The sequence below is a fragment of the Paenibacillus sp. L3-i20 genome (assembly GCF_022180385.2).
Classification (GTDB): Bacteria; Bacillota; Bacilli; order Paenibacillales; family Paenibacillaceae; genus Pristimantibacillus.
The window spans coordinates 1635876-1648595 of record NZ_BQME02000002.1 but is presented as its reverse complement, the minus strand read 5'-3'; the positions used below and the strand labels follow the sequence as shown (position 1 = coordinate 1648595).

The window sequence follows — 12720 nt, the reverse complement described above, 5'->3', positions numbered from 1 at the left end:
TAGAATAATTAAGTGGAGGTGATTTCAATGACCGAAAAGGTTGCATACACAATATTACTTAACCAACAAAATGGACAGCCAGCCAAATTTGTCATACCTAATGAACTCGTAACTTTCCCGTCAGATTCAGACAATCATGAATTTATGTTTATGATTGCAGAAGATAGTGAAGGAAAAGTAGAGTTTTTATGTTCGGAAGATATCAATTACATTACTACAACCGATCCTGATAATCCGAATAGTTTGGCTGTGTTTAAGTCAGTGCGCGGAGATCGATGGCCTGTACATACTGAAAAAGCAGTGCTGCAAATGACGAATTTAATGGGTAAACTCTTGGTAATAGATGGCGGGCGGTAAGTCGTAAAAGCAAAAAAAGAGCCGCGGGGATGCTCTCCCATACGACTCGATTCCGATGCTTTCGGTTGCCAATAATATAGCATGTTTGATTTGGTCAGTCAATACAACTTATAGTCACCCTAAGGGGTGGCTTTTTTCTTTGAATACTAACAGGAACGAGGTGTTAACTGTGGAAGAAAGGTTTGTTTTCCCTGAGGACTTAAAAAAACGTGCTGGAGCTATTCGGATTACTGAGGATGGCAAAAGCTTTTTTACCCCAGTAGTTGTTTTTGGTCCTGATGGAAAAACTCCGCTCAGTGTGGGTGGCGGGCAGAGTGTTTATTCAGATGAATACTTTACGGGATCAGCAAATACAACAAAGGTTTTTTCCAAGCAAGCTGTCGGCTTTGGGATTTCTAACACTGGCAACAATCCTTTAACGGTGACAATTGGAAGTAATGTAATAGAAGTTGATTCTGCGGAAGGGTTTGAGCAGTCTTTCAAACCATTTACGACTGTTATGGTAACGGCCAGCGGTAAATTTCGGGCGTATGGTATTTTCGGGGATATTCCCCCAGTTGTTAATCCCCCAGACACGACGCCACCAGTGAATGTGACGTTATTAACGAGTGTACCTGGTGAGAGAAACGTGCAGTTAAGTTGGGTTGCTTCGACGTCACAGGATACAGTAGCTTACGAGGTGTACAACGGTAACGTATTAGTGCAGAGCGTTACTGTAACCTCGCTCAATATCCAGGGGCTTTTAGCAGCTACTGCCTATACATTTACAGTAAAAGCTAAGGATAATGCGGGCAACATATCAAGTGGTGTATCAGTGACGGCAACAACGCTAAATGCCAGTCAACCACCTGATACAACAGCTCCTACAAGCGTAACTAACCTAACGGGTGCGCCAACTGAGACGAGTGTGTTATTAAGTTGGACAGCGAGTGTGAGTAATGATGTTGCAGCTTATGAGGTGTACAGAGGGTCGACGTTATTAGCTGCGGTGACGACAACAACATTTAGCGTCACAAATTTGACTGCAGCAACTGGCTATACATTTATGGTTAAAGCTAAGGACGCTTCTGGAAACATCTCGACGGGTACATCAGTCAATGTTACTACTTTAAGCAATACACTTCCTCCTGATACAACGGCTCCAGCAGAAGTTACAAACTTAGCAGCTGCCAATCACACAGAAACTAGCCTAACGCTGTCTTGGTCTGCTTCTGTGTCTTTAGATGTTGCGAGTTATGACATATACAAGGATAGTGTATTTTTGATTAATGTGACCGGCACTACTTACAATGTAACGGGGCTATCAGCTGATACTCAATATAGTTTTAGCGTCAGAGCAAAAGACTTGTCGGGTAATGTGGCTAATGGGGTTAGTGTAACAGCGAGAACCAAAGCGACAGTCATCGAAACGGGCCATGTAGAGGATGCTTCGCTTATCTATTACGCAAATAACCCCGTTAATGATAGTGCAATTACAACCCCGAATAAGTACTTTAATGGAACCGAGCAATTTACATTGGTATTAACAGCACAAGTTATGGGAGAGTACATCAATCTGCTTTCTCGGCAGCAGGAAGCAAATAGCAACTCAAGAGTAAGACTTCGTATCGATGGCGGGTATCAATTGGATACTACTTTCTTTGGACGTAATACATCTACTTCCGTTGACTCATATATCACGATTGCAAAGTCTACCAATACAGCAATATCTAATGATCGATTTTACCATATAGTCTATGTCAGGGATGCATCTCACTTGTCGTTGTATATCGATAATGTGCTCAAAGGGCAAGTGGCATGTGGTAGCAATATAAACTTTGATAGTAGTGGAGTCAAAGGCCTAACTATCGGTGGGAAAAATGGTAGTAATCAAACTGCAGTTACTAAAAACGCCGCATACTATAACCGTGCGCTTACAGCGGCTGAGCGGACACGTAACTTTAACGCACTCAAGTAAGGAGGTTATTTCATGGGTGGTTGGTCAACAAATAGGGGCGGCGAGTCTCGTCCTGATCCAAATAGCCACACACATTCAAATCGATCAACGCTCGATAAATTTGGAGAGAGTGGAGGAGTACCAACCTTTAACGGCTCCGCATTAGGCGGTGGAGGATCTTCTGGAGATGGGGTGCATAACCTTGTTCAACGGAGCCCATGGCTTCCTGATGATTTTGATGACCTTGTGTTTATGGACGCAAACCAAAGCCTAAATGTAATGCTAGGGTCAGGCGAGTCGTTGCGGCCAGTTTATATTGATGCTAACTCAGTAGAGTTTGATGTCTTTTTTGGCGGTAAGTCTAACAGTCAAGTCTTATTAATCGGTGGAGATAAGACAGTGGGGCTTGTTATTACATTAAGACCAAATCTGACACAATATGATATTGGAGATCAAAAAGGGTCTGCCATGATTAAGTCGGCTAAGTTCACAGCCCTCACAACGGATAAGCTGACACATAACAACGGGGATAGACTTAGATTAGTGAGGACGACAGATGGTAGCATAAGACTTAGCCTTAAAAAGAGTGGGGCAACATCGTTTATTGATTACTTAGTACTTACTCCATCTGACTTAAGACAGTTTCAATCCTACTCTCATGGTAGCGGTTTAGGCTTTATTGCCGATCGCAGAACAAACACATGGGGAACGCCGCTAGAAGGTTTTATGGCTCGTAATGTAACGGTCATAGATGACAGGAGCACGCTTTACACAAAGACAGTTGGGGCAGAGCAAGACGTTCGAGCGCTGAGTAAACAGACGTACAAACATTTCATTCATCAAGCGCAAAACCCGTTGTATATTCCTGACTTTTCAAAGACAAATCAACCTTATCATCCTTCAGTTCTTTATGTACCTAATGGATGGAATGGATATAAATATTGGATGGCTAACACCCCGTACCCTATAGGCATTGGACCTTATAGAGATCGTTGGGAGAGCGTTCATATATACTGCTCAAACGATGGCATTGATTGGCGAGCACCACAAGGACTTGTAAATCCGATTGACGATCTGACTAATCCTCAGATAGACAATTCGGATTTTTTTAGTGATCCGCACTTAGTGCTTAAGGATAACAAGATGGAAGTGTTTTATCGTATCTGTCACAAAAATTGGACAGGGACCGGTAATCCACAACCTACATGGATCATCCGTAAGATATCGAGTAATGGCGTAACGTGGAGCGCTAGAGAAACACTTATAGATTTGGAGTTTGGTAACTCACCAGTGGGTAAAATGGTTCGCTCACATGCCCTGTTTTGGGACGGCACAAAGTACCGTATGTGGTACATTGACGACGAAATAGACGGCGAGCCAGGAGGGTATTGTCAGGTTGCATACTCAGAGAGCGTAGACGCAATCAATTGGACACCAAAGGTCATATGTAAGCTCGATAATTACATTAACCCTTGGCACCTTGACTTGCTCTTTGTAAATGGCGTTTATCATCTGCTCTATCATACAAGAGTAGGACAACGGCTTATCTATTGCACTAGCATAGATGGACTTAACTTCAAGTTTAAGAAAGTGATTCTGGAGAAGAACGGGGATAGGGAATCATTTTACGGGACCGGCTTATACCGCAGTAGCATGGTCTACACTGGGTCAAAGTGGAAGGTCTACTTTACTGGAGAGAATGGGATCCATGCGAAGAACGGTTTGATGATTGGCGACTCGATGGAAGAATTGGTTGTAGTTAACGGTAACTATCATATGCATAAGCAAGTTTTTGATAAAGACATTGAGCTAGTTAATAATGGTCGAAAAAGCAGCAGCATAATCTTAGCGGATTCAGGGGAGTTTATTGGGTTCGATTACACGACCAAAGAGCCTTTTTTTCAAAAGGCTGATGGTACGAAAATCTACTTTACTAGATAACCTATTTAATTATTGGTTTCTTTTGGGGGGTAATCAATTTAAATGAACTTAACTTACGAGTTGATAACCATTTAATTGATACTTGTGCCGCGGAAATTGAAGGTAGCTCAATGAATTTATATGAGAAGTAAGCGATCGGAACTGAAATAACAGGGACTAGAAGGAATGCTACTTGCATTGAGATAAATTTACTCAGGTATAAACTCGACAACATAATCACTGGTATATGTACGAGGTATAGGCTATATGATATTTTCCCTAAAAATAATAAAGGCTTCGTCGTTAGAACAGATCTTGTATTGGAGCTTATAACTATTATGAATAGTAATAAAATTCCGATCGCAGTCATGAGATCTTGTGCAATGGGTTGTTTGAATGAGAGTGTGTAAAATAGCCAGTTATTACTTATGAGAGTTAGAGAAAGTAATGTCAGCATCCATTTAACAAGTCGGTTGAAGGGCTGAAAGATCGAAGTCAAACTTGTTCTGTATTTGGCAAGAACGGCTCCTAGTAGAAAGAAGGGGGTATAATAAACTGTTTCCCTGAGTGAGTAAACTGCTACTGAGGTTAATCCGTCGGGTGTGAAGTTGGACAAGTAACCAATTGCAACAAATGCGACTGCGGTAAAAGTGAATGTTAAGAGAAGTGACTTAATCCACGAGAATCTAACTACTGCGATCATTAATAATGGGAAAATTAATGAAATGCGCATCTCATGGAAAAGGGTCCATACGACTCCGTTCACGTTCGTCGTATCGTAGTTTAGCATGAGAATATAAGCGACAATCGCTTTAATTGATACAGCATGATCCCATCTATCGTTATAGGTCGGGCTCATGTTTGTATCCGGAGAGTGGTTTGCGAATGCTGTCATGATAATAATTGAGACGGCCATAATTGCGATATATGGAATATAGATTCTGCAAAATCGCTTTATGGCGTAAGTCCAATATGCCGGGCCAGGTGAGTCAGCTCTTTTTAAAAATGGTAAGGCTAGCACAAAGCCACTCAAAACAAAGAATAATAAGACAGGCTCATTGCCAGACCACAACAGTTTAAGTGGAGTGCTTGTAAAAAACTCAACAAGTTTGTTCGAAAACTGTTGGCTGTAGTTCGCATTATAGAAGAGAGGGAAGGATATTAGACAATGGAAGACTAAAACCGACATTGCAGCTATCCCTCTTAATGAATCTAGTTCTTCAAATCTCTGTTTCACAATTAGTCCTCCTAAAAGTAGGTAAGATGTACTAATTCGATATTAAGGTATTGTTCGTTCTTTAACAAGAACAAATTTAATTAACGGGGAAATGTTAGTTAGAGGTACCAAGGGGAGGGGCTCGTAGGTTATGAAACGTGGAAACTTAGCACTAACGGGCGCTTACGATGAAAGCCAGCTGCAAGTAGGAACTATAAGGCTTGAGGCTGAGAGAGTGTTGAACATTCGATTAGAAGGGGATGTCGTGATGGCAAAGGTTTCACAGAATTTCACGATGTTCGCTGGTGAGACAAAGAATTTGATTGTAACTGTCACAGAAGAAGGTAAAGGATTAAATCTTACAGGCTCGTCCATACGGTGGTCACTGAGGAAGAGCCCTTTCGATTCAACAGAAATCTTAATTAAAGAGATACCTTTAGATATTGAGTTAGTAGATGGGGGCGAACCAAATGATTTCATGATACAACTTGAACCAGAAGACACTATGGATTTAAATGGAAACTATTATCATGAGAGTACAATGATAGATTCGTCAGGTAATAAATCGGTATTATTGACAGGAAGAGCAACTTTTAAGTAATTGGAAGAGTCCAGAAAACCAACTCAACACTACGGAGGGATATAATGGAGATAAGAACGATCAACATTAGCATGATAAATGCAGCAACATACAATCCCCGAGTTGATTTGCAACCAGGTGATCCCGAATACGAGAAGTTAAAGCGGAGTATAGAGACATTTGGCTATGTAGAGCCGATCGTTTGGAATGAACGCACAGGGAATATGGTAGGTGGACACCAACGATTTAAGATAATGGTGAATGAGAGTGGAAATACGGAGCTTGACGTTTCTGTCGTTGATTTAGACGACGAAAAGGAAAAATTGCTCAACATTACACTCAATAAGGTTACAGGTCGTTGGGATGATGAAAGCCTTGCCCGTCTTTTGGATGAACTGCAATCCAATGGAGCAGATGTTGAGCTTACAGGTTATGATGGCTCGGAAATCAACCGCTTACTCGCTGATTTTACAGAGCCTATAGATGATCAATTAGGAGATTTCAAAAACAGAGAGTTAAGCATATCTGAATTTGACGAAGAGAACTTTGATTGTAAATGTCCACGGTGCGGCTTTGTATTTGACTCTGAGGTAGATGCATGATCCCACAATGGGAATGGAAACTCTCTGACCTCGCCAGAGTCCCGCAAAACGGAAGAACGGTATTTAGTTGCTTCGCATGTGGTGGCGGCTCCACGATGGGATATAAACGTGCAGGATTCAAAGTGTTGGGAAACGTGGAGATTGATCCACAAATGATGCGTATTTACAAAAAGAACCATAACCCGCGGTTTTCTTTTTTAATGCCGATTCAACAGTTTAAGCTGCTGCCGGATCATGAGATCCCTCCAGAGCTGTTTAATTTGGATGTATTAGATGGTTCGCCACCATGTAGTGTGTTTTCTACTGCAGGTGTAAGGGAGGATAAATGGGGTGGAGAGTATGCATTCCGTGAAGGTCAGGCTGTTCAGCAATTAGATGACTTATTCTTCGATTTCCTAGATGTTGCTGAAAGGCTTCGTCCAAAGGTAATCATAGCTGAGAATGTTAAAGGAATGATGATTGGTAAAGCTAGGGGGTTTGTAAGCCTAGTTATATCGAGGCTCCGTAAAATGGGCTACAGGGTACAACTATTCCTTCTGAATAGCGCAACAATGGGCGTACCGCAAAAACGGGAACGTCTATTTTTTATAGCTACAAGGAATGACCTGAGCTTGCCGCCTTTAGAATTGAATTTTAACGATCCACCCGTTCTATATAGAGATATCCGTACTGGTGATGGCTCGACCATTAACCCTGAAAGCAAGACATATGCTCGCTGGCACTTGAAGAGACCAAGGGACTTGAATATGGGTGATGTGACAGAGCGTGAGGAAGGAAAGATGAGCAACTTCAACACGATACTGTTAAAAGGGCAGAAGGTAGCAAATACACTAGCCAGTTCATCGGTATTTCTTCGTGATGATGTTCCAAGACACATTTCTGACTTAGACATCATTAGAATGCAAACATTTCCGTCAGATTATGACTTTATGGATGCAAGTGTGCAATACGTTTGCGGTATGAGCGTACCGCCAGTAATGATGCAGCGTATTGCGGAACAAATATATTTGCAATGGTTTCAAAAATAAAAGAGGACGCGCAAACGTCCTCCCATAGACCAGGGTATCCCCCGGCAGAGATAGCGGCGAGCCACGCGTGGCATTTCCGAGAATCCGCTATCTCGCTTCCATAATAACGGAAAGCCGAGGGGAACAGCAATGGGAACACCAAACGATGATTTGATAGCTCAACATGAGTTAGAAGTTATGCAGGGAATAATGGAGTCAAAGGAACAATACAGACGAATTATTAAGGCAGCTATAGCTCGATGGGTTAAGGACTTTCAAGACAATCGTATCGAAATAAATAGTGTTGATGATCTGCGTAAGCTTATTGAACTGGATATAGAGCTACAGAAAGACGAGATATGATAAAGTCGGGGGTGGTGGTCTTGTAGTGGCGAGAGAACGTAGCCCTGATCGAATGAAAGCTATGCAGATGTGGCTAGATAGCAATGGCGATATGAAGCTTAAGGACATTGCAGCTACTTTAGCTCTTGGTGAAACACAGATTAGGAAGTGGAAGAGCCTAGACAAATGGGATGACGTTTTGAAAGGTAACGTTACCATAGATGATAAGGGTAACGTTACTAAACGAAAGGGAGCGCCAAAGGGTAACAAAAACGCTGTAGGGAACAATGGGGGCGCTCCTAAGGGTAATAAGAACGCTATAGGTAACTCTGGTGGGACTGGTGGTCCATTTGGGAACAAGAAAGCCGTGCGAACTGGAGAGTTTGAATCCATATGGGTTGATACACTGGATGATTTGGAACGTGAGTTAGTTGATGGTATCAGCACAGACCCAGTGCAACAGACAGACGAGTCAATACGACTATTGACCATTCGTGAACGCCGAATGCTGCAGCGTATAAACCGTCTGACGGAAGGGTTAACAGAGAGTGAACGTCGTGTTCTCCAGCAACTTCGAACCAAAAAGGAAGCATACCCTGTACATGATGAAAGAACAGGGCTAACTAAGACAGTAGCGACCACGAAGGAAGAATTGGTTACTGTTGAGGTTGCGGAAACAACATTTAGAGCAGTTGATGATATTCTTCGTATTGAAGAAGCCCTAACACGTGTGCAGGCACAGAAAATTAGGGCAATCGATTTGAAGAACAAGTTAATTGATAAGGAAAAAGAGCTGCGAATTGAAAAGCTCAAGCATGAATTGCAGATTCTCAAAGGTGAAAATGACGGGGAAGATGCTCATGAAGCAAGTAAACGATATGAAGCGACTTTAGATGCTCGAGCAGAAGATGTGTTTGCAGACGACGAGGTAATTGACGATGAAGCGTAAGCGGCGAACAACTTCATTTCAGTTTAAGCCCTTTAGCCTGAAACAAAAGAAACTCCTAATGTGGTGGACAGACAGTAGTAAGTATCGGAATTATGACATGATAATTGCCGAGGGAGCTATTCGTTCTGGTAAGACAATTTCAATGATAGATTCATTCATTACCTGGTCATTGGCGAAGCATGAGAACAAGAACTTCATCCTCGCAGGAAAGTCCATGGGTGCTCTTAAGCGTAATGTAATTGAGCCGATGTTTCAAATATTGACTGCCAAGGGGATTGACTATCACTATCATCGATCGGAGAATCCTCACATAGCTATTGGCTCTAATGTGTATTATTTGTTCGGAGCAAATAACGAAGCCAGTCAAGACACGTTACAGGGGCTTACAGCAGCTGGTGCATACTTGGATGAGGTAGCGCTATTCCCTGAATCGTTTGTGAAGCAAACAATTGGTCGTTGCTCCGCTGAAACAGGAGATCAAGGGGCAAAGATATTCTTTAACTGTAATCCAGGTGGTCCGTATCACTGGTTTAAAACAGATTACATCGACAAAGCCAAGGAAAAGAAGATTCTAGTCCTACACTTTACAATGGATGATAACCTTTCGTTATCCGAAAGAGTAAAAGATCGCTTCAAGCGCATGTTTAGCGGTGTGTTCTATATGCGCTACATTCTTGGTTTATGGGTAATGGCAGAAGGCGTTATCTACGACATGTTTGATAAGGATAAGCATGTTAGAAAAACGATTGAACGAAGGTATGAGCAGTATTATGTAAGCTGCGACTACGGCACACAAAACCCAACAACATTCGGATTGTGGGGCAAGAGTCAAGACGTATGGTACAAGGTGAAGGAATACCACTATGACGGACGTAAGAAAAGCCGGCAGAAAACAGATGAAGAGTATTGTGACGATCTCATAGAATTTGTAGGCAAGCTGTCGCTTAAGGGTGTAATAATTGACCCCTCGGCGGCTTCTTTTATAGCGGCCATAAAAAAACGTGGCGTGTTCCCCGTTATTCAAGCAGATAATAGCGTGATTGACGGGATACGTGATGTAGCTTCCGCTTTGGTAGAGGGCTTGATCAAGTACAATGATTGCTGCACTGAGACGTTTCGGGAGTTTTCATCCTATGTATGGGATGAGAAAGCGGCAGCACGTGGTGAAGATAAGCCAGTGAAAGAAAACGACCATCAAATGGACGGTGATCGTTACTTTGTGAGGACAATCGTTAAAAAGAAATCAGGCGTTTATTTCCCTGACGCTAGTTAGGAAGGAGAATGTAAATGTCATTATGGCCCACTGGTGAGGAACAGCGCGAGATTAATAACATCATTATACGAGGTGCGCGCTCCGCAGCATCAATCGAGCAAATCATCAATATAGAGATAAACGACTGGAAACGCTCTGAAAAACGTAAGTGGATGGACATCGGTGCTCGCTACTATAGGAATAAGACAGATATAGACGATCGTGTACGAACTGTGATAGGGCAAAGTGGTGCGTTAGAAGTAGTTGGTAACTTGGCAAACAACAAATTGGCTAACGGGTTTGTTCGCAAGCTCGTAGATCAGAAAGTCAGCTACTTACTAGGCAAGCCGCTCACTATACAAGGTGATAACGAAACTTATCAAGAAGAACTTGAAACACACTTCAACAAGGCTATGTTACGCAGACTGCAATCAACAAAAAAAGAAGCAGTTAATAAAGGTATTGCGTGGTGGCATGTTTATTACGATGAGGAAAGTAAACTATGTTTCAAGAAAATGAACAGCGAGGAAATCATTCCGCTATGGGCTGATGAAGACCACACGATTCTTGATGCAATCATTCGAGTGTACACCGTCGAAGTTTACGAAGGGCTGAAACGCACCACTAGTGAGAAGGTTGAGTTTTGGGATTTGAACGGGGTAAGGCGCTACACTACTGGAGCAACGGGGTTTGTTCCTGATGTAGAAGCAGGGGCAATAGGCTCACACTTCTTAGCTAGCGATGGTAAGGAAGAAAAAGCTCTAAACTGGGAACGCATCCCGTTTATTGCTTGGAAGTATAACGAGGAAGAACAGTCTCTTGTTGAATTAATAAAGTCACTAGTAGATGACTATGACGAAAAGAAATCGGATAACAGCAACAATCTGGAGGACTTACCGAATAGTATCTATGTCGTTAAGAACTATGCAGGCACGAATGGCGGGGAGTTCAGGAGGAATATTTCACAATACCGCACAGCTTTTGTTGATGGTGATGGTGGTATTGAAACTGTGGGTATTGAGATCGACACAGAAGCATACAAAAACCACCAAGAACAGAATAGAAAAGACATTTATGAGTTTGGTCGGGGAGTGGATACGCAAGGCGTAGAGATCGGTAGTGCACCGTCTGGAATAGCACTGCGTTTCTTATATTCAGACCTAGACCTTGATTGCAGCATGGTTGAAACGGAGTTCCAAGCAAGCCTTGAGCAACTGAGATGGTTCATTGACACCCATATACACAACACTACTGGTACTGATTACTCTGCAGAAGAAGTTGAATTTATCTTTAACAAGGATATGCCAATTGACGAAGCAGCAATAATCACTGGTATTAAGGATAGCGTAGGTATACTGTCGGACGAAACGCTTATTGCTCAACATCCTTATGTGACGGATGTTCAGGCAGAGCTTAAGAGAGTGAAGTTGCAGCGTGAGAAGGAATTGGAGGATTTGGACCCGTATAGGGATGCGAATAAAGAACCTAACGCTCCTAAGCCATCGGGAGTTGAAGACTAATGAACTCTCAAGATTATTGGCGTATACGTGCAGAACAGCTAGCAAGAGCACAGCATGCAAAAGCAGACCATTATAGTGAAGGTGAATTAAAACTAGAGTTTGACCGCGCTATGATAGAGATAAGGCGGTACATTGAGGTCTTTTATCAGCGCTTCTCTAACAACAATGGCTTTATATCGCTTGGAGATGCTAGGAAGATGTTAAACGGATCGGAACTAAAGGAATTTAACATGGATCTCGAAACGTTTATCATGCTTGCTAAAGATAATCCTGATGGACGTTGGACCCAAATACTTAATAACGTCTATTATAAGGTCCGTGTTACCCGTTTACAGGCATTGCAGATTCAAGTTGAAGCATCTATTCAAAATCTAAGTACAGCGCAAAATAAAGCTATGACAGCTTTGTTGTCGGATGTATATTCGGATACCTATTATCGTACTTTGTTTGAGCTGCAAAAGGGTGTAGGAATAGGCGCTTCATTTGCTAAAGTAGATCAAAAAACGGTAGATACAATAATCCATCGCCCATGGCAAGAGAGCAACTTTAGTAAGAGGATTTGGGGCAATAACACTAAACTAGTTCAGCAGTTACAGACTGAATTTACTCAATCGATTATTCGCGGCGAAAGCAGCAAGAAAGTTGCAGCTAATTTAGCCGAGCGAATGGAAGTTGGAAAGAAGTCTGCCGAGCGCTTAGTACGCACAGAAGCAAGCCATATTCAAAACGAAGCTTCATTTGCTGCATACAAGGAGAGCGGCATTGTTAGGAAGTATGAATTCCTTGCTACCTTAGACAGTCGAACAAGCGATAAGTGTCAATGGATGGATAAGAAGGTGTTTAAATTGTCTGAGAAGGAAGTTGGAGTCAATTTCCCGCCGTTACACGTTAGGTGTCGCTCTACTACGACTGCTTATTTTGAAGATGAAATAAGTGTAGGCGAACGAATCGCCCGCGGCGCAGACGGCAAACAATACAATGTACCTGGCAACATGACATACAAGCAATGGCACGATAAGTATGTTTCATAGGAGGTGTG

General features: G+C 42.3%; 12 protein-coding genes. 11 read left to right on the top strand and 1 reads right to left on the bottom strand.

The annotated features are described in order from the left end of the window. Window positions 1-27: 27 nt before the first annotated feature. The 3 genes from MFF31_RS21515 to MFF31_RS21505 all read left to right on the top strand — a co-directional run bounded on the left by MFF31_RS21515 (window position 28) and on the right by MFF31_RS21505 (window position 4234). Window positions 28-357, top strand: coding sequence for a hypothetical protein (locus tag MFF31_RS21515; protein WP_238190909.1), 330 nt, complete (start codon window positions 28-30; stop codon window positions 355-357). Between the two features lie 139 nt (window positions 358-496). Beyond that, window positions 497-2314, top strand: coding sequence for a fibronectin type III domain-containing protein (locus MFF31_RS21510; RefSeq protein WP_238190908.1), 1818 nt, complete (start codon window positions 497-499; stop codon window positions 2312-2314). A 12-nt stretch (window positions 2315-2326) separates the two neighbouring features. Further along, window positions 2327-4234: a hypothetical protein gene (locus MFF31_RS21505; protein WP_238190907.1), complete on the top strand. Its 1908-nt coding sequence runs from the start codon at window positions 2327-2329 to the stop codon at window positions 4232-4234. A gap of 1 nt (window position 4235) precedes the next feature. On the opposite strand, the gene MFF31_RS21500 is transcribed toward MFF31_RS21505, so the two are convergent. Beyond that, complete coding sequence (locus MFF31_RS21500; RefSeq protein WP_238190906.1) at window positions 4236-5450, bottom strand: acyltransferase family protein; 1215 nt, start codon at window positions 5448-5450, stop codon at window positions 4236-4238. A gap of 130 nt (window positions 5451-5580) precedes the next feature. Between MFF31_RS21500 and MFF31_RS21495 the strand changes: the two genes are divergently transcribed. From MFF31_RS21495 to MFF31_RS21460, 8 genes are all read left to right on the top strand, one after another. Further along, complete coding sequence (locus MFF31_RS21495) at window positions 5581-6030, top strand: hypothetical protein (RefSeq protein WP_238190904.1); 450 nt, start codon at window positions 5581-5583, stop codon at window positions 6028-6030. Window positions 6031-6074: 44 nt separating this feature from the next. Continuing rightward, the gene (locus MFF31_RS21490) at window positions 6075-6611 is read left to right on the top strand and encodes a ParB N-terminal domain-containing protein (protein WP_238190902.1); all 537 of its coding nucleotides are present in this window, start codon (window positions 6075-6077) and stop codon (window positions 6609-6611) included. Next, on the top strand, window positions 6608-7639 hold the full coding sequence (locus MFF31_RS21485) for a DNA cytosine methyltransferase (RefSeq protein WP_248565550.1): 1032 nt from the start codon (window positions 6608-6610) through the stop codon (window positions 7637-7639). Before MFF31_RS21490 ends, MFF31_RS21485 begins: the two co-directional genes overlap by 4 nt. A gap of 129 nt (window positions 7640-7768) precedes the next feature. After that, window positions 7769-7981, top strand: a complete 213-nt coding sequence (locus MFF31_RS21480) for a hypothetical protein (RefSeq protein WP_238190898.1) — start codon at window positions 7769-7771, stop codon at window positions 7979-7981. Window positions 7982-8006: 25 nt separating this feature from the next. After that, window positions 8007-8909, top strand: a complete 903-nt coding sequence (terS, locus tag MFF31_RS21475; RefSeq protein ID WP_238190896.1) for a phage terminase small subunit — start codon at window positions 8007-8009, stop codon at window positions 8907-8909. Beyond that, window positions 8899-10182 (top strand): PBSX family phage terminase large subunit, encoded by a 1284-nt coding sequence (locus tag MFF31_RS21470; RefSeq protein ID WP_238190894.1) that lies wholly within the window; start codon window positions 8899-8901, stop codon window positions 10180-10182. Before terS ends, MFF31_RS21470 begins: the two co-directional genes overlap by 11 nt. A 14-nt stretch (window positions 10183-10196) precedes the next feature. Further along, window positions 10197-11681 carry a phage portal protein gene (locus MFF31_RS21465; RefSeq protein WP_238190892.1) on the top strand — a complete coding sequence of 495 codons (1485 nt, stop codon included), beginning with the start codon at window positions 10197-10199 and terminating at the stop codon, window positions 11679-11681. After that, window positions 11681-12712 (top strand): minor capsid protein, encoded by a 1032-nt coding sequence (locus MFF31_RS21460; RefSeq protein WP_238190890.1) that lies wholly within the window; start codon window positions 11681-11683, stop codon window positions 12710-12712. The genes MFF31_RS21465 and MFF31_RS21460 overlap by 1 nt, the downstream gene beginning before the upstream one ends. Window positions 12713-12720: the final 8 nt, after the last annotated feature.